Below are 16613 nucleotides of genomic sequence, written 5' to 3'. Positions count from 1 at the left end.
ATGGTGGTGTGTGTTTATTTGGCTAGTCTGATTCCCGTAAACTGCCATCGCAAATGCGGGTGGAAAAAGTTGCGGTAGGTGATGCGTTCGTGTCCCGGCGGTGTAACTTCTGATGCGCCGCGCAGCACTTTTTGGTTCACCATAAATTTGCCGTTATACTCGCCAATGGCGCCGGGCGCTTTTACAAAACCGGGGTAGGGCAGGTACGCGCTTTCGGTCCACTCCCAGGCCTTGCCCCATTTAAATTGCGTTGCTGCCACTTCCCACTCAAACTCGGTAGGCAGGCGCAGGCCGCGCCATTGGGCATAGGCGTAAGCCTCGTAATAGCTGATATGGCAAACCGGCTCATGCGGGCGTACGGGTTCCAGGCCGTGATAGGTGTAGTGGTGCCACTCGCCATCAATCTGGTACCAGTACATGGGGGCTTCAACCTTCTGGTCATTTACCCAGGCCCAGCCTTCCATGTGCCAGTGACGGAAATCCTGGTAGCCGCCTGCGTTGACAAACTCCAGATACTCGGCATTGGTAACCAGGTTCGGACTGATCTCAAAAGCGTTCAGATACACCTTGTGGCGGTTCAATTCGTTGTCAAAACAAAAGCCTTCGCCCTGATGGCCTACTTCATAAATGCCTTCGTTGGTCTTGATCCACGCACCGTCTATATGATCTGCCTTTGGTGATAGATATTGTCTATCATAAGCAGGAAACAGCGGGTTGTTGCCCAGGATATATTTGATATCGGTATACAACAACTCCTGGTGTTGCTGCTCATGGTTAAAGCCAAGGATGAGTAGCTCTTTTACTTCGGCAGATGGCTCTGCGCAAAGGAAGCTTTCCATGGCTTTATCTACATGCTCGCGATAGCGGTAAATGTCTTGTACAGAGGGTCGGCTCAGATTTCCTCGATCTGTGCGGATTACCCGCGCGCCGACCGATTCATAATAACTGTTGAAAACGAAGTTATAATCAGCATCATACTCCTGGTAGCCCATCAGGTATGGCTTCAAAATAAAGGTCTCAAAAAACCAGGTGGTATGGCCCAGATGCCATTTAGGTGGGCTCACATCTGCCACGGGCTGCACAACGTAGTCCTCGGTTTGCAGGTGACTGCAAATGCTTTCAGTATGACGGCGCACCGCCCTGTAACAGTCAATCAGGTCCATTTATTTCCTATCCAGGTAGTTCTTTAGTTCTGTAATTGTTTTAACACGCAAATCATCGCTCTGTTTTTGGCGCATCATTAATGCATACGAATTATTGAACCCAATGGGTTTTAACCAACTGATGTGATAGCGTTTTTCAAACTCGGTTTTCACGAAGTTATAAGTCGAATCTTTATTTGTTGTCAGCCGAGTGACAGTTTTCGCATCCGGCTGCAGAATGGCCAGCAAGCCGGTGCCGGTATATTCAGGGTAAAAATCAATCTGGTTGTTATTGATGGCATTGAAGCAAATGAGCGTGCCGCCCAATCCGCTTTTTACCGATACGTCATAATCGGTATTGCCCTTAATCAGCATGCTGTACATATTGGCCAGGATGTATTGCTCGCCAAAAATTTTGGAGCCGATGCGTACCGTGCCGCTATGTCCGTTGCGCGAAGGTTTGTAAAGTCCCTGTGCTGCCAGGAAATCTTTAGCCACACGTTCGGGTGTTTGGTGCAGGTAATCGGTACGGTAATTTAATTCGGTCATTACCGAATCATTGATGTGGCCCGATAGTAGATTGAGTGTTTTTTCTAATTGATGAAAATGTTTCAATGCATCATCGCGCACAATGGGCGCAGCATAGTATGGTGGAAAAATGTTTTTATCATCTTTCAACACGATAAGATTAAAAGCCTTCAGGCGACCGTCGGTAGAGTACCCGCTAATTACATCCAGCGCCTTTTGATAGGCCGCTTTGTACATCACGGCATCGCTGATGACAATGGTGTGGAGTTTTAGTCCATAAACCGAATGAAGGCCTAAGTTGCCGTCTTGTCGCCCCATAAACTCCGGTGTAAAACCGGCGGTAAGTTTGCCGCCATAGGCAGAGGGGATGAAGTAGAACGATGCAAAAAGCAGTAGCAAGGCGGAGGTGGCAGTAGCGGTTTTAATTTTCTTCAGGTTGATCTTTTGCAGTCGCGATAGCAGGAAATCAAAAATAATAGCCAGTAGCGCGGCCGGAATGGCTCCTGCCAGAATCATATTGGTGTTGTTGAGCGAGATGCCTCCGAAGATAAACTCGCCTAAACCACCGGCGGCAATGTAGGAGGCCAGCGTAGCAACGCCCACGTTAATAACCGTGGCGGTACGGATGCCGGCTAATATGACCGGCATAGCCAGCGGTAACTCTACTTTTAATAGTCTTTGGCGCTTACTCATGCCCATGGCCGTGGCGGCCTCTGCAATAGCTGCATCGACCCCTAAAATGCCCGTATAGGTATTGCGGATGATGGGTAGCAGCGCATAAATAAACAACGCCGCAATGGCAGGTTTTGGGCCGATACCCAGCACCGGGATCATAAAGCCCAGCAGGGCAATACTGGGGATGGTTTGCAAGATGCCCGCCACGCCCAGCACCGGGCCCGACAGACGCTGCCTGCGCGCAATTAAAATACCCAGAGGCAAGCCAATCAGCACGGCGATGAGGAGTGAGATAAACGTGAGGCCGATATGTTCCAGCGTTTGGCTGAGCAGCTTATCGCTTTGCTCGCTCATAAAGCCCCACAGGGTTTGTTGCTGCTCATTCATGGCTATAGCCTCCTTTGCGGTACTGATAGAACGCGCTCATGAGCTGCTCAAAGTTGATGGTTTTAACCTGCTTGTTTTTTTGAAAGCTGATAGCCGGTTGATTTTTCAGAATCTCCATCAGTGCCCAAACTGTAGTGCTTTTGGGCATAAACGCTGCGGAGAGGGCAGGTACATCTGGCAATAGCTCCCATAGGTTATTGATGTTGGTGGTCCTTAATTCCAGTTGCATTTGCTGGCCGGCCAGAAACTCTTTTACAAACGTGTTGGCTGGTTTAAAAAGCAGATCGGCAGGGGCGCCCAGTTGTACAATACGGCCCTTGTCCATCAGGCAAATGCGGTCGGCCAGGTCAAAAGCCTCCTGCACATCGTGCGTTACCATGATGATGGTTTTGCGGGTCAGCTCGTCCAGCTGTTTAAACTCAGCCTGAATTTTGGTGCGCGTAACGTTGTCCAGCGCGCCGAAAGGTTCGTCCATCAGTAAAATCGGTGGATCAGCAGCCAGGGCGCGGGCCAGCCCCACGCGTTGTTGTTGCCCGCCACTCAGTTGACGAGGATAGGCCGAAAGCAGATCTGGGGAGAGGTGTAGTTTCTCCATCAGCTCGCGGGCGCGGGCATCGGTTTTTGTTTTGTCCCAGCCCTGCAGTTGGGGTACAACGGCAATGTTTTCTGCAATAGTATAGTGCGGGAATAACCCGGTGTTTTGCAAAACGTAGCCCATGCTGCGGCGCAGGGTTTCGGGCTGTTGTTGCAGTATATTTTGTCCGGCAATTTCAATGGTGCCTGCCGATGGTTCTATCAGCCGGTTCAGCGTTTTAAGCGTGGTGGTTTTGCCGCAGCCGCTGGTGCCCAGCAGGGCCAGGGTTTCGCCTTCGCGAACCTCAAAACTAATATCATCCACCGCCTTAACCGTCCCGAAATGTTTGCTCAGCTGGCTAACTTTAATCATCGTGTGCGGTTAATCCTTAATAGCCATAAACAAGTTATTGAGCGACTCTGCATATAGCGGGTGCGCAAACACGCAATAGCGGATGCGATCATACGTTATGCCGCCCATCATGGCCATTTGCAGCACGGTCATAATTTCGCCGCCCTGCTCGCCTATGATGGCTGCACCCAATATTTGCTTGGTTTTGGCGTCAACAACGGCTTTCATCAGACCGCGGGTTTCGCCGGTTTCAATGCCACGGGCCACGTATGCCATAGGTATCTTGGCTATTTTAATGTCCATGCCTTGTTTTCTGGCTTCCTGTTCACTCAAACCAATGCGGCCTAGTTGCGGGTCGGTAAACATGCAATAGGGCACTGGGCGGTCGTTAATGTCATAATCCGTCCCTTCAAAAAGGTTGCGGTAAACAATGGTATAGTCGTTATAGCTGATGTGGGTAAACGCAGGGCCACCGCGTACATCGCCCAAAGCATAGATGCCGGGCGCTGTAGTTTCCAGGTGATCGTTAGTTTTGATATGGCCTTTATCATCAGTCTCCACACCGGCTTTGTCTAACCCAAGGTTTTCAGTCACCGGTTTGCGACCGGTAGCAATTAGCACATGCGAACAAGTGATCTGCTGACTAATCCCCCCGGCAGATACCGTAGCGGCAATCTGTCCTGAACTATCTTTTACAAATTTTTGGACGGTAGCGTTGATCAGCACTTTCACGCCATCTTCTTCAATAATGTTTTTAATGCAGTCGGCCACGTCTTCATCCTCGCGCGGCATCATCCGTTCAGAACGCTCTATGATGGTTACCTCGGCCCCGAAACGACGAAACATCTGCCCAAACTCCAGACCGATGTAATTACCACCAATGATAAGCAAGTGCGATGGAACGCTGTCCAGTTCGAGGATACTAGTGTTGGTCAAATAATCAATATCAAGGATGCCCTCAACGTCTGGAATAATGGGCGTGGCGCCGGTGTTCAGGAAATACTGATCGGCAGTTAATTCCTGCGTGCCGCCATCGTTCAGGTTGATGCTGATAGATTTTGGCCCGGTAAAAGTAGCCTCGCCAAAAATCACATCAAGGTTTTGGGTTTTCTTCAGTCCCTCCAGGCTGCCGTTGCGAAAGCGAAGCACAATCTCGTCTTTACGTTGCTTGATGCGCGGCATGTCAATACGGTAGCCGTCAATATGCACACCCAGGTCATTGCATCGCCCGGCCAGATACGCCGCCCTGGCCGATGCTACCATGGCCTTGGTTGGCGTGCAGCCGTCATTAACGCAGGTGCCGCCAATGTAACGTTTTTCAATCAGCGCTGTTTTTTTGCCGGCCTGTGCTAGTTTTTTTGCCAGTGGTGTGCCGGCTTGTCCGGCACCAATAACAATACAATCGTAATGTGTGTTCATGCGATTACCTGTGTTCCTTTCAAAAAGGGTTGATGTTTTATTGGGCGAGCGGCAGATTTAGCGTGACGTGAATCCGCATTGAAGGCGGTTTTAATGTAGCTGATATTATCGCTTTTGGCAATCAAATGATTGTTCCAGGCCGCTTTCATAGGTTGAGGGGTAGTTTTGGGTGAAGTAAAGTTAAGGATTATCTGTTAACTGAATTTAAAGAAATAATACAGCGATTTGTTTGTGTAAATAATTAATTGCCCTGATTTTTAATGAGATGTAACTTTTTTTTAAAAAAAATTTTAAAAAGTGTTTTTGGTGACTATCTTTGCAGTCCCAAAACAAAGGGAGATTTGTTCTGAAGAGAGCGAATCTAAAATGACATCATGGTCTATTCGTCTAGGGGTTAGGACGCCAGATTTTCATTCTGGAAACAGGGGTTCGATTCCCCTATGGACTACGGAATTAAAGCCGGTTAACGAAAGTTGATCGGCTTTTGTGTTATGCGGTGTTTTGTGGTGGCGCCATAAAGCATGTAACATAGAGCACAAGTACGCCGCGTTTTGCCCCGGCTGCATACTTGCGCTAGTTTAGGGTTTAGGGGGCATGCCGCGAGCGAATGCAACAACAGATATCGAATGCTTACTTTGTTTGATCTTGGCCTACAGCATCTTTAATTTCTTTATACATCGACAACTGCTGACTTCTGGCTGCAAATGCTATTACGGAAAGTCCCAAAGTAGTTGGTAAGCTTATTAAGGATTGCGTTGTCATTCCGTAGATCAAATGAGCTATAATATTGATAGCTACAGATATAACAAGAACTATTACAAGTCCGGTTCCCCACTTCGTCGCAAAAAAAGGTTTAGCTGGGCTAATATTAGGATTAGTCTTGCGTAACTGGTCAAATATTTCAAATGCCAAGGTTTTTTTTAGTTCTGTGGATAGCTCTTTTTCTGAGCACAGCACCCATCTGAATTTGCGCCCATCGATAAGATTGATTCCGATGCTGCATGACTCTTTAGTTGCAACATCAAATAGAAACGATTTTATTTCAGCATAATTAAATTCATGAGCTTTTTCCCATGAATTTTTCCGCGAGTTATAAATATGGATAAGAAGAAGATCTTCAAAACTAAAAACGATTCGCGTTCGCTTTCTTGTAAAGTAAATTTGCCACCCAATGTATCCGAAAATAGCAACCATGCATGAAATAAATGTATACGTGTGTTTTTCGGTTGATGTAAGAACAAACCATGCGAAAGCTAATATTGCTAATAAGCCGCCTAATGTTAAAAAGAGATATTTGTAATTAATTCGAACCTGAGTTTCTACGGTGTACATCTTTAGGTGTTGATATTTGCAAATATCAATCAAATATGTTCGAATCAGGGATGAAAAGGATTGTTTTGGGTTTCGCTTTTTTTAGAAATATTAATTTTTGAAAACTCTGGCGGGAATAAAAACTACCCTTATCTTATATTGAGTTTTTATTTAAAATAAATGATCCAATGGCTCTAGTATTAATCTTCTTGGTGTTTTTGATAATTGTAGGATGTTTTATTTTGATAGCTCGCGTTTCAATTAGCAGGCCCAGGGATAAAGCGCAGATTCAAAATGGGATAGCTGCGATTGGAGAGGTTATTTGTATAGAGAATACTTTTGTGGAGTATGGAACAGGACTTGATGCACGGCGCGTATTGAATATATTATTAAAAATAATTGATGAGGGTGGGGGAACGAGAGAAGTAAATGTTGAACAGGCATATCGATATTGGTCTACGCCACAGGAGGGTGAAAAATTCAATATTTTGATTGATGTAAATAACCCTGATAAAATAGTAATCCTGGAAAAGATTGAAGAGTGATTGTTCTCTCTATAGACTTCGATAAAAAGGCCGGTTAACCACAGCTAGCCGGCTTTTTTATTGAAAGGGATTCTAAAGTTTATCCGTTAACGCCAGGGTCAAATTCCACAATCCATTCAATGCCATATTTATCTCTAAACATGCCGGCATAGGTGCCCCATGGGCTATCGCCAATGGGGCCTTCAACATCTCCGCCTGTTGATAGGCCGTTAAATATTTTGTCCGCCTCTTCACGGCTTTCGGTAACAACATATATTTTAGACCTGTTTTCGCTTTCGTTTACCCGGCCCATAAACTCGGGAACGTCATTGGATATTAATACGTTGTTATTGCCGATAGGTAAGCCTATGTACATGAGCTTGTTGGCGTCATTATCGGCCACCGGGAATTCGGCGCTCGATAGGTCTTTGAAACGGATAACCTTGGTGAACTCGCCGCCAAAAACTGATTGGTAGAAAGTGAATGCCTCTTCGGCATTTCCATTGAAATTGATCCAGGGATTAATTGCTCTCATTATAGTTGTTTTTAACGCTGTTGATATAGATGGATCGGTAGGTCTTAATAGAGGGCTTGATATTACTTATATAACTCTCTTAGCCATTTCTCCAGCTCCTCAGTCCACTCGCGTTTATAAATAAAACTATCATTATAACCCCAGCCGTGGCCGCCTACAGGGTAAACGTGCAGCGCAGCCGGTACCTTGTTGGCAGTAAGCGCACTGAAATATTTGATGGCATTATCTACAGGTGGCACACTATGGTCATCAGCAGAACAGGCTATGAAAGCTGGTGGCGTTTGAGCCGTTACTTGTTGGTCATTAGAAAATTTCTTCATCAGCTCGGCCGAGGGTTGTTTGCCCAGTAACATCTGTCCGCTTCCTGATTTCATCTCAATCACGGGATAAAATAAGATCTGGAAGTTTGGACGATCTTTATCAGATGTAAAATGCGTGGCCGCGCTTGATGCCAGATGTCCTCCTGCAGAATTACCCATAATGCCCACTTTGTTCGGGTCTACGCCCCACTCGGCAGCGTGTTGGCGCATCAGTTTAATGGCTTGCTGCGCGTCGTCCAGCGGAACTTCTGGGTGCCCGTTAGGCATGCGGTATTTCAATACCGCGTAGGTAATGCCTTGCGCATTGAACCAGTCGGCCATATCATAGCCTTCATGGTTCATGGCTAAACGGATGTATGCGCCACCCGGACAGGTAATAATAGCCATGCCGTTGCCTTTTTTTGCCGGATAAACGGTTAACGTCGGGTCGGTAATGTTGCCTACGCGGCCGTTCTCCAGTTGTTGCTCCGGACCGGTCAGCCCACTGTTGGTTGGAGCGCCGTTTGGCCAAAGCTTTATAATAATTTTTTGTTGCTGTTGCGCAAATACAGACATGGCCAGCATAGCTAACGTAATAGTGGTTAAAATTTTCTTCATGATACTACCCAGGTTGGTTTAATTGGTAATATCAATATTAATCAATCTCTACAAAAAAGCTGCTGGCAACATTGTAAGATAATTGAGACAGAGGTGTTAACCGCTTGAAATGGTGTTTTAATTAAGCCGCTTTAATAGATTGCGTTGAATCTGGATGCCCGGCTTTTTTGTGAAAATTTGCCTTTCGGTCGGCTTTTAATTTCTTTAGATACCGATGGGTGTTGCGGCGTACAATACAAAGGGTAACAATGAGTGCCGTTATCAGCATCAATAAAAAGGTCAAAAAAAAGCAGACCGGCAAAAAGGCGTTCTCCATAGTTTAGCAATAAGTATGTTCTTCGATGTAGGTTTATCCAGGCGGATCAGCAAATGTATACGCCTTACAGGGTGAGAGAGTTATAAATTAATGGTAAAAATCGCATTCTTAAAAGGAATATAATTTTGCCCTTTAGTAAATAACTGGAATCGGATTTAACTCAACGATTGTTTGCGATGGCAAAACTGCCATATTGCCCATGATGAGCTATGGATATGGGATGTGTTTGGGCATCAACCATTAGCGAAGGCACGTTGTCGGCATTCTTTTCTATTCTTATTGCTTTGCCTGGGTATAGTTGCGCGGCTTGCTGTAATAATTGCGCGTGGGTTTGTGCTGATGCTTTGGTAGGGTCTACAATAAAGGCTTTGGCAATGATTTGGCTAAGGTCTGTCGCAACATTGACAATAGTATGGATGTAAGTTGCCGTGTGCGATGATTGAAAATACACGGTAGAAAACCCGTTTGAGCACGTTCCCTCATAGTGGTTCCCATCATCGGCATTTTGACACACTGATAGGTCTAAGATAACGGTGCGGGGAGGAGAGAACAGCAACTGCGGATGTAGTCGCTTACTGTATTTGTAGGAGGCTTCCTTTATCGTCCAGCAAAGCCATACAAAATGCTCAAAAGCTAAAAAAGCGCCGAGCGGCTCATATAAATCAAGCTCATCCGGCGCTAGTATTTTTGAATAAAAACGGGCCTGTCTACTTCTGTCGGCGTCAATTAAACGCAGATCAACGATGTCATTCCCGATGCTTGGCAATGTGTTAAATTATTGGGCCATTCTCTCCTGTATCACGTCGATACAATTGGCCACGGTGGTCATTTTTTCTGCCGCATCATAATCAATCTCAATGTTGTATTTAGATTCGGCATCAATAATAATATCAACCAGGTTGGCAGAGTTTATTTTCAGATCTTTTAAAAGATCGGTTTGCTCATTCACACCCTCAAGCAGGGTTTTATCATTAGTATAAGGGGCCAACACCTTCTTTAACTCGTCTAAAATATCTTGTCTGGTCATTATCATTTATATTTCGAAAACAGTAAACATGCGTTTACATCGCCAAAACCAAAATTGGCTTTTGCTACAATATTAATATCTTTTTTTAAAGTTGTTACAGGTATTTTTTCAATACCGGCAATCTCGGTAACGCCCGGGTCAATATCTTCCAGGTTGATGTTGGGGTGTATAAACTGCTCTTTTAGCTGCAACACCGCCGCTACCGATTCTATAGAACCCGCCGCACTGAGGCAATGCCCGATCATTGATTTTAACGAGTTAACGTAAGGGTAATTATCACCCCGTCTGTTCAGCGCCGTTGCCCAGTAATTCAGCTCGGCCTTATCAGCATAAGTTGCGGTAAGGTGCCCGCTGATCAGGTCAACCTGATCAGCCTGTACGTTTGACGAGGTTAAGGCATCATTAATACACCTGATCACGCCCTGCGGGTTAGCGGCCGTCATGGTGCCACCCTGACGCTGACCGCCGTTATTGGTGGCGCCGCCCAAAACCTCGGCATAAATAGTAGCACCGCGCGCCAGAGCTGTTTCCAGTTCTTCCAGTACCATGGCACCAGCGCCAGAGCCAGGTACAAAACCGCCGGCGGTCAAACTCATGGGTCTTGATGCTCGCTCCGGCTCATTATTAAACTTGCGCGATAATACCCGCATGGAGTCAAAAGCGCCGTAAACGTAAGTGTCTACATGCTCGCAGCTGCCGGTAAGCATGGTGGTGGCGTAGCCGTTTTTAATATATTCATAAGCCATTAAAATGGCTTGTGAGCCGGTTGCACAGGCAGATGAGTTAGTGATGATGCGATTGCCCAGCCCTAACCTGCCCGAAATATAGGCGCTCACACCGCTGTTCATGGTTTGCTCGACCACGCGCGAGCCTAGTTTTTTGGCTTCCTTGTTATCAACCCGGGTAATTACGTTGCGCATGGCTTCGGTATCGGCGGTGCTGTTGCCAAATACAAGGCCGGCGTGCCATAGGGGCTCATCGTTATCGGTGCTCAGGCCGGCATCTCGCCAGGCATCCAGCGCGGCGCGGATGCCGTAGCCAATGTTGGTGCCTTTTAGGCCGTAGAAAGTAACGTCTGATATGTAATTGCCCTGCAACTCCTCCCAAACAAAATCAGGGCGACCGGCTACGTGACAGCTAAACTTTAGCTCCTCATAAAGCGGCACAAATTCTATTCCGGATTTGCCCGCTTGCAGTGCCTCCAAAAATGCCGGAATGCCAACGCCGTTTGGAGATACAACTCCCATGCCGGTTATAACAACACGTTTATTCATTATTTGGCACCCCTCATATTTTGTATAATACCGGCAAAAACGCCAATGGCTATTGTTTCTTTATTTTCGTCCAGCATTTCAACTTTGCATTTTAGTTTACCAAAACGAAAATATTCTCGTTTTGATATAACTGTTACTTTCTGGCCAGGCAGTACCATCTTATAAAATGATACTTCTGCAGACGTAAGCAACGGAAAAACGGGCTTGTTGTTTTCAGTTTCTTTGTTAGTGTTCAGTTCTGGTAATATAAGGTATATTCCTAACACCACCAAGCCTATCTGGGCCATGGTTTCGGTAACAATGGCGCCGGGGGTAACCGGGTTGCCCGGAAAATGATCTTCGTAAAAAAAAGAATCGTGTTTGTAGGTGTAGTGGCCGGTACAGCCTTCTTCATCGAGATGCTCAATTTCATCTACAAACCTGAAACTTGACTTATAAGGCAGCTGGTCTAATACCTGCTGATACAGCGTATTCATTAGCGGCAATGCTCGCCTCCGTCGGCATAAATTATGGAGCCGTTTATCCAGGCTGCCTCAGGGGTACAAAGCAGGTAGATCACGTTGGCCACATCCTCAGGAGTGGTCATTCGGCCAAGCGGGTTGCGTGCGGTAGCGTGGTTGAGTAGCTGGTCGCTATCGGGTATTTTTAGCAACGATGGCGTGGCGGTAATGCCGGCCTGGATCACGTTGGTTTTAATACCAAAGCGGGCGGTTTCAACTGCTAAGTAGGTAGCTAAACTTTCCAAAGATGATTTAGCCAATGATACTGCTGCGTAGCTGTTCCAGTATTTATGAGCGCCCTCGCTGGTCAGGCCAATTACGCGGGCATCGGCATCAAACAGTTGGTGGTTGAGCAGCAAGCGTACCCAATCTAACAGGCTGTTAGACATGGCGTAGGTAGTGAGCTGGATATCTTCCATACTCAACTCGCCGCCTGCCTCTGATGAATCGCAGATCAGCGGTTTAACATTGCCGCGGGCTATGGAGTGCAGCAGCAGTTTTACCTTGCCGCCGTTATTGTGCTCTTTAAAATCATTGATAAAACGCTCGCGGTCTGCCGCATCAAGCGCATTCAGATTGTAGGCCCGGATTACATTGCTGTTCTCGGCCTCTAATTCCTTGAAAGTATGGAGTGCGGCCTTGTGACCGATGGACGTTTCGCGATATAATACGGCAACGTTCATTCCGTGACGAGATAGTTTCTTGACGGTTGCTAACCCAAAACCACTTGATCCACCTAAAACAACCGCCCAGCACCCTGAAAATTGTGTTGGATGCGTCACTTTTTAATAATTAAACTTTTCATAACATCTCTTGTCTACCCCTAAACAACAGGTATTTGTTTATAAGCCTCACCCCGCCCTCTCCAAAGGAGAGGGTTCTGATAAAAGTTGAGCTTAAAGTCCTCTCCTTTGGAGAGGATTATTCGAAATAATATCTTTAAATGTACTCATGAAGGCTGCGCCATTTAGGTGAGGCTTGTAAGCCTCACTTCAACTAAACAACAGCTTTGGTAAATGCAAAAATTGAGATCAAAATAAATAAAAGTATTTGATAATATGGCACGCAGCATAAAAAAGGTAAGGGGTAAAACGCAGAGGTGTGCCGCCGCCGATAAAGTTTCTCTATATTTGGATTGTCTGCCCAATGTCATGAAAATAGGAAAACTAATACTTTGCCCCTTGTTCTTGTTGCTGATTGTCAGCCTGCAAGTGGCGTATAGCCAACCGGCCGCCAGTCGTGCCAGAGTTTATGAATTGCTGAAAGCCGGCGATGCCGATGCTATTACTGCAGAACTGGGCACGTTGAAAGACAGTCAGTGGAAGCAAAAAGAAGGTTATCAGGGCGCTTTGCTGATGAAGAAAGCCGGCTTGTTAAAAAAAGCCAAAGAAAAACTCAATACTTTTAAAGAGGGCCGTATAAAACTCGAAACCGCTATTGCCAATAATGCCGGCGATGCGGAACTGCATTTTCTGCGTCTGATTATTGAAGAGAACGCTCCGAAAGTGGTGAAATACAAAGCCGATCTGGCTGCCGATGCGGCAATCATAATCAAGCACCACAAAGAAATGCCGGCTGCCGCACAAGAGGCCTTGGCCGACTATGTGAAAACCTCAAAAATTCTGCATCCGTCAGACCTTTAAGCCCGATGAATAAGAAAGTTCTAGCAATTTATTATAGCCAGTCGGGGCAGATGGTACAGGTCATAGATCAGTTCATTACGCCGTTACGGGCCGCCGGTGCCGAGGTTGATGTGGTGAGGATTGAAACGGCTAAAGAGTTTACCTTTCCGTGGACGGGCAAGCGCTTTTTTGGTGTAATGCCCGATTGTGTGCTGGGTAATCCAACAGACCTCAAACCTTTCACCATTCCGCATCAAAAATATGATCTGATTGTGCTGGGGTATCAGCCCTGGTTTCTGTCGCCAAGCATTCCGTCAAACTCGCTGCTGCATCATCCAGATTTTCTGGCGGTGCTGAAAGATACACCGGTCATCACCATATCGGCCGCCCGTAACATGTGGTTAAGCGCGTATGACCGGGTTAGAAAAATGCTGCTTGATGCCGGTGCAGACCACGTGGGTAACGTGGCGCTGTTTGATCAACATCATAACCTGGTGAGCTTTGTTACCATCTTTTACTGGATGCTTACGGGAAAAAAAGACCGCTATCTAAACATTTTCCCGCCTCCGGGTGTTGCAGAGGAGGATATTTTAAAAACTGCCGATTTTGGCCAGATAGCCGCGGCGCACCTGGATAAAAATGATTACACCGGCATGCAGCAAACGCTGGTTGACAGCGGCGCCGTAAAAATTATATACAAACTGATGCTGGCCGAGGGCAAAGCACGAATCATATTCAGGGTTTGGGCCAGGTTCATTGCCAGGCGCCGTAATAAGACGGCCTGGCTCAGCGTTTTTAAATATTATCTTTTTGTGGCGCTTTTTTTTGGTGTCCCGCTTTTATTTATTTTAGACGCCATACTGGTGCGCCCCTTTACGGGTAGGCGCATAAAGGCTAAAACAAAACACTACCAACTGTTAGCTTAACATATACTTATGTCTTTAAAACAAGTTTATATTAATAAAACCTCGCATTACTTTCCCAACAGCCCTGTTTCAAACGATGAGATGGAGGAGTACCTGGGGTATATTAATAATAAGCCTTCTAAATCTAAAAAGATTGTGCTGCGCAATAATGGTATTCATACCCGTTATTACGCACTTGAAAAAGGTGGAAAATCTACCCATACCAATGCGCAAATGACGGCTTTTGCAGTGCGCAACCTGTTTAATGATGATCAGGCTAAACTGAAGGAGATTGATCTGCTGTCATGCGGTACCTCATCGCCAGACCAGGTGATGCCCAGCCACGGCGTAATGACGCACGGCTGGCTGCCCGAGGCCGGTGGTATTGAAGTGGTATCACCTGCGGGTGTTTGCTGTGCGGGGATGCATGCGCTGAAATATGCCTACATGGCCGTAAAATCCGGCGAAGCCGAAAAAGCGGTAGCTACGGGCTCTGAGCGTTTTTCGGGCCTGCTGGTATCTAACGTTTTTGAGGAGGAGGTAGAGCAACTGAAAGCCATGGACGCTAACCCGTACATCGCTTTTTCAAAAGATTTTTTACGTTGGATGTTGTCTGACGGTGCGGCGGCTTTCTTACTGGAAGATCAGCCGAACCCGGATGGTTTGAGCCTGCGTATTGATTGGATAGAAGGCGTATCATACGCCCACCAGATGGATACCTGCATGTATATGGGCGGCGAAAAGCAACCCGACGGCACGCTGAAAGGTTTCATGGACTATACGCCAGACGAGATCATGAATCACTCTATCTTCAGCGTAAAGCAGGATATTGGTTTGTTGAGCGATAACATTGTTCCGCTGGGTGGCGCCAAAATCAAAGAGATCTTTGAGCGTAAAGGCCTTAAGGCTGATGATATCGATCATTTCCTGCCGCACATTTCCAGCGACTTTTTCCGCAGCAAGATTGCGGATATGATTGATGAGTACGGCGGCGGCATTCCGGCCGAGAAATGGTTTATTAATCTGTACAGCGTTGGCAACGTGGGCGCGGCATCCATCTACCTAATGATTGACGAACTGTTTAACAGCGGCAAACTGAAAAAAGGTGAACGCATACTGTTACTGGTACCTGAGAGCGCGCGTTTCTCTTATATGTACGCTATGCTTACAGTTTGCTAAATTTGTACCCAAAGCCATGAAGAAGGAAGAAGTACCACAGGATGACGGCGCATTGGGAAAAGTTACCAAAGAGATTTGTTACGCAACCGATAAAGACGGCCATTACACTACCGAGCTGAGCAACGGCTGGGATGTGAAAAAGAGCGCCCTTGATGCGGCCTGGAACGATATTGACAAACGTGTAGATGCGGCCCGCCAGAAGGTGATGAACGGGGAGGCTAGCCCGATCCTGTTTTTTATGGAATACCGCCTGATGGATCTGAGCCTGCTGGCCGACTATACCGGCTATTGGAAATGGCAGATTAAACGCCACATGACCCCACAATCATTTAATAAATTATCAGCTAAACAGTTAGACAAATATGCCGGTGCTTTTAATGTATCCGTTAGCGATTTGAAAAGCCTCACCGTGCATGAAAGTTGATTTTGAACACCGCCAGTCCGCACATTGCGAGTCGGGGGTAATTACCAGTCTTTTAAAAAACAGTGGCGTAGAGCAAATTACCGAGCCATTGGCTTTCGGCATCGGCGCCGGGCTGTTTTATGTTTATATCCCGTTTATTAAGATCAATAACGGACCGGCAATAGCTTTTCGCACCTTTCCGGGGCTGATCTTTAAGCGTACCTGCAAAGCGCTGGGTATTCCCATCGTTCGCAAAAAATTCAGCTCGAAAGAAAAGGCTGAGGCTTTTTTACAGGAGACACTCAACGCAGGCAAACCCGCAGGTTGCCAGGTGGGGGTTTATTACCTGTCGTACTTCCCGCGCGAGTATCGGTTTCACTTCAATGCTCATAACCTCATTGTTTTTGGCAAGGAGGGCGACGATTACCTGATTAGCGACCCCATTATGGAGCATCCCACCAAACTCACTAGTTATGAACTGGAGCGGGTACGCTTTGCAAAAGGGGCACTGGCGCCAAAGGGACAAATTTATTTCCCGGCAGATGGCGATCATCGTATTGATGATGAGCGCATGCGCAAGGCCATCATCAGCGGTATCAAAATGAATGTCAATCAGATGCTGCGCATCCCGGGTTGGTTTGCGGGTACTAAGGGGATTGACTATACCGCCAAACACATCCGCAAATGGCGCGATAAGTTGGGGCAGGAGAAAGCCGGTCTTTACCTGGCTCAACTGGTGCGTATGCAGGAGGAAATTGGTACAGGCGGCGGCGGGTTTCGTTATATTTATGCTGCCTTTTTGCAGCAGGCTCATGAGTACGTAAAGCGCGATGAAGTGCTGGCACTATCTGAGAAATTTACGGAGGCGGGCGACTTATGGCGCACATCTGCCGTACAGGCGGCGGGCATCTATAAAGGCAGACTGGGCAGCCAGGCTGATTTTGACCAGATGGCCGATTACCTGGTAGAAATTGCACAGATAGAAACCGCTGCATTTAAGGCGCTCAACAATATTAAGTGGTAA

At 46.7% G+C, this 16613-nt stretch carries 18 protein-coding genes and 1 tRNA gene; 7 read left to right on the top strand and 12 right to left on the bottom strand.

Annotated elements, in window-relative coordinates; genetic code table 11:
• Positions 1-14: 14 nt before the first annotated feature.
• The 4 genes from egtB to ABZR88_RS19400 are packed head-to-tail and all read right to left on the bottom strand — an operon-like array spanning position 15 to position 5076.
• Positions 15-1163, bottom strand: coding sequence for an ergothioneine biosynthesis protein EgtB (egtB, locus tag ABZR88_RS19415; protein WP_107827616.1), 1149 nt, complete (start codon positions 1161-1163; stop codon positions 15-17).
• On the bottom strand, positions 1164-2732 hold the full coding sequence (locus ABZR88_RS19410) for an ABC transporter permease/substrate-binding protein (protein ID WP_107827615.1): 1569 nt from the start codon (positions 2730-2732) through the stop codon (positions 1164-1166).
• The gene (locus ABZR88_RS19405; protein ID WP_107827614.1) at positions 2725-3678 is read right to left on the bottom strand and encodes an ABC transporter ATP-binding protein; all 954 of its coding nucleotides are present in this window, start codon (positions 3676-3678) and stop codon (positions 2725-2727) included. The genes ABZR88_RS19410 and ABZR88_RS19405 overlap by 8 nt, the downstream gene beginning before the upstream one ends.
• A gap of 9 nt (positions 3679-3687) precedes the next feature.
• Positions 3688-5076 (bottom strand): mercuric reductase, encoded by a 1389-nt coding sequence (locus tag ABZR88_RS19400; protein WP_107827613.1) that lies wholly within the window; start codon positions 5074-5076, stop codon positions 3688-3690.
• 376 nt (positions 5077-5452) lie between these two features.
• On the opposite strand from ABZR88_RS19400, the gene ABZR88_RS19395 reads away from it, so the two are divergent.
• Positions 5453-5524: transfer RNA gene (locus ABZR88_RS19395), tRNA-Glu, on the top strand.
• Between the two features lie 182 nt (positions 5525-5706).
• Here the strand turns inward: ABZR88_RS19395 and ABZR88_RS19390 are convergent.
• Entirely contained in the window at positions 5707-6408 is a 702-nt protein-coding gene (locus ABZR88_RS19390) for a hypothetical protein (RefSeq protein WP_107827612.1), read from the bottom strand.
• Positions 6409-6575: 167 nt separating this feature from the next.
• Here ABZR88_RS19390 and ABZR88_RS19385 point away from each other — a divergent pair, with 167 nt between their 5' ends.
• Positions 6576-6932, top strand: a complete 357-nt coding sequence (locus tag ABZR88_RS19385) for a hypothetical protein (RefSeq protein WP_107827611.1) — start codon at positions 6576-6578, stop codon at positions 6930-6932.
• 79 nt (positions 6933-7011) lie between these two features.
• Here the strand turns inward: ABZR88_RS19385 and ABZR88_RS19380 are convergent, their stop codons facing one another.
• The 7 genes from ABZR88_RS19380 to ABZR88_RS19350 all read right to left on the bottom strand — a co-directional run bounded on the left by ABZR88_RS19380 (position 7012) and on the right by ABZR88_RS19350 (position 12262).
• A complete protein-coding gene (locus tag ABZR88_RS19380) occupies positions 7012-7446 on the bottom strand; it encodes a VOC family protein (RefSeq protein ID WP_107827610.1) in 435 nt (144 codons plus the stop codon).
• 62 nt (positions 7447-7508) lie between these two features.
• Positions 7509-8363 carry an alpha/beta hydrolase gene (locus tag ABZR88_RS19375; protein WP_107827609.1) on the bottom strand — a complete coding sequence of 285 codons (855 nt, stop codon included), beginning with the start codon at positions 8361-8363 and terminating at the stop codon, positions 7509-7511.
• Between the two features lie 476 nt (positions 8364-8839).
• Positions 8840-9445 carry a 4'-phosphopantetheinyl transferase superfamily protein gene (locus tag ABZR88_RS19370; protein WP_107827607.1) on the bottom strand — a complete coding sequence of 202 codons (606 nt, stop codon included), beginning with the start codon at positions 9443-9445 and terminating at the stop codon, positions 8840-8842.
• A 9-nt stretch (positions 9446-9454) separates the two neighbouring features.
• Entirely contained in the window at positions 9455-9706 is a 252-nt protein-coding gene (locus ABZR88_RS19365; protein ID WP_211309759.1) for an acyl carrier protein, read from the bottom strand.
• A gap of 2 nt (positions 9707-9708) precedes the next feature.
• On the bottom strand, positions 9709-10980 hold the full coding sequence (locus tag ABZR88_RS19360) for a beta-ketoacyl synthase (protein ID WP_107827606.1): 1272 nt from the start codon (positions 10978-10980) through the stop codon (positions 9709-9711).
• Positions 10980-11456 carry a 3-hydroxyacyl-ACP dehydratase FabZ family protein gene (locus ABZR88_RS19355; protein WP_107827605.1) on the bottom strand — a complete coding sequence of 159 codons (477 nt, stop codon included), beginning with the start codon at positions 11454-11456 and terminating at the stop codon, positions 10980-10982. Before ABZR88_RS19355 ends, ABZR88_RS19360 begins: the two co-directional genes overlap by 1 nt.
• Positions 11456-12262: an SDR family oxidoreductase gene (locus ABZR88_RS19350; protein ID WP_107827604.1), complete on the bottom strand. Its 807-nt coding sequence runs from the start codon at positions 12260-12262 to the stop codon at positions 11456-11458. Before ABZR88_RS19350 ends, ABZR88_RS19355 begins: the two co-directional genes overlap by 1 nt.
• Positions 12263-12631: 369 nt before the next feature.
• Between ABZR88_RS19350 and ABZR88_RS19345 the strand changes: the two genes are divergently transcribed.
• From ABZR88_RS19345 to ABZR88_RS19325, 5 genes are read left to right on the top strand one after another with little or no spacing between them, the layout of a single operon-like run.
• Positions 12632-13123 (top strand): hypothetical protein, encoded by a 492-nt coding sequence (locus ABZR88_RS19345; RefSeq protein WP_146166492.1) that lies wholly within the window; start codon positions 12632-12634, stop codon positions 13121-13123.
• Between the two features lie 5 nt (positions 13124-13128).
• Positions 13129-14028 carry a hypothetical protein gene (locus tag ABZR88_RS19340; protein WP_107827602.1) on the top strand — a complete coding sequence of 300 codons (900 nt, stop codon included), beginning with the start codon at positions 13129-13131 and terminating at the stop codon, positions 14026-14028.
• Between the two features lie 9 nt (positions 14029-14037).
• Positions 14038-15186 carry a beta-ketoacyl-ACP synthase III gene (locus ABZR88_RS19335; protein ID WP_107827601.1) on the top strand — a complete coding sequence of 383 codons (1149 nt, stop codon included), beginning with the start codon at positions 14038-14040 and terminating at the stop codon, positions 15184-15186.
• A gap of 16 nt (positions 15187-15202) precedes the next feature.
• Entirely contained in the window at positions 15203-15610 is a 408-nt protein-coding gene (locus tag ABZR88_RS19330) for a hypothetical protein (protein WP_107827600.1), read from the top strand.
• Positions 15600-16613 carry a BtrH N-terminal domain-containing protein gene (locus ABZR88_RS19325; protein ID WP_107827599.1) on the top strand — a complete coding sequence of 338 codons (1014 nt, stop codon included), beginning with the start codon at positions 15600-15602 and terminating at the stop codon, positions 16611-16613. The genes ABZR88_RS19330 and ABZR88_RS19325 overlap by 11 nt, the downstream gene beginning before the upstream one ends.

This window comes from Mucilaginibacter yixingensis, from assembly GCF_041080815.1.
GTDB lineage: Bacteria > Bacteroidota > Bacteroidia > Sphingobacteriales > Sphingobacteriaceae > Mucilaginibacter > Mucilaginibacter yixingensis.
Note: the sequence above shows the minus strand (reverse complement) of the source record. Positions and strands in the feature narration are given on the sequence as shown.

Coding starts and splice junctions, on each gene's coding strand:
- ABZR88_RS19345 (WP_146166492.1), top strand. CDS start 12,632: ATGAAAATAGGAAAACTAATACTTTGCCCCTTGTTCTTGTTGCTGATT.
- ABZR88_RS19360 (WP_107827606.1), bottom strand. CDS start 10,980: ATGAATAAACGTGTTGTTATAACCGGCATGGGAGTTGTATCTCCAAAC.
- ABZR88_RS19380 (WP_107827610.1), bottom strand. CDS start 7,446: ATGAGAGCAATTAATCCCTGGATCAATTTCAATGGAAATGCCGAAGAG.
- ABZR88_RS19325 (WP_107827599.1), top strand. CDS start 15,600: ATGAAAGTTGATTTTGAACACCGCCAGTCCGCACATTGCGAGTCGGGG.
- ABZR88_RS19340 (WP_107827602.1), top strand. CDS start 13,129: ATGAATAAGAAAGTTCTAGCAATTTATTATAGCCAGTCGGGGCAGATG.
- ABZR88_RS19330 (WP_107827600.1), top strand. CDS start 15,203: ATGAAGAAGGAAGAAGTACCACAGGATGACGGCGCATTGGGAAAAGTT.
- ABZR88_RS19375 (WP_107827609.1), bottom strand. CDS start 8,363: ATGAAGAAAATTTTAACCACTATTACGTTAGCTATGCTGGCCATGTCT.
- ABZR88_RS19390 (WP_107827612.1), bottom strand. CDS start 6,408: ATGTACACCGTAGAAACTCAGGTTCGAATTAATTACAAATATCTCTTT.
- ABZR88_RS19400 (WP_107827613.1), bottom strand. CDS start 5,076: ATGAACACACATTACGATTGTATTGTTATTGGTGCCGGACAAGCCGGC.
- egtB (WP_107827616.1), bottom strand. CDS start 1,163: ATGGACCTGATTGACTGTTACAGGGCGGTGCGCCGTCATACTGAAAGC.
- ABZR88_RS19365 (WP_211309759.1), bottom strand. CDS start 9,706: ATGACCAGACAAGATATTTTAGACGAGTTAAAGAAGGTGTTGGCCCCT.
- ABZR88_RS19355 (WP_107827605.1), bottom strand. CDS start 11,456: ATGAATACGCTGTATCAGCAGGTATTAGACCAGCTGCCTTATAAGTCA.
- ABZR88_RS19335 (WP_107827601.1), top strand. CDS start 14,038: ATGTCTTTAAAACAAGTTTATATTAATAAAACCTCGCATTACTTTCCC.
- ABZR88_RS19385 (WP_107827611.1), top strand. CDS start 6,576: ATGGCTCTAGTATTAATCTTCTTGGTGTTTTTGATAATTGTAGGATGT.
- ABZR88_RS19410 (WP_107827615.1), bottom strand. CDS start 2,732: ATGAATGAGCAGCAACAAACCCTGTGGGGCTTTATGAGCGAGCAAAGC.
- ABZR88_RS19405 (WP_107827614.1), bottom strand. CDS start 3,678: ATGATTAAAGTTAGCCAGCTGAGCAAACATTTCGGGACGGTTAAGGCG.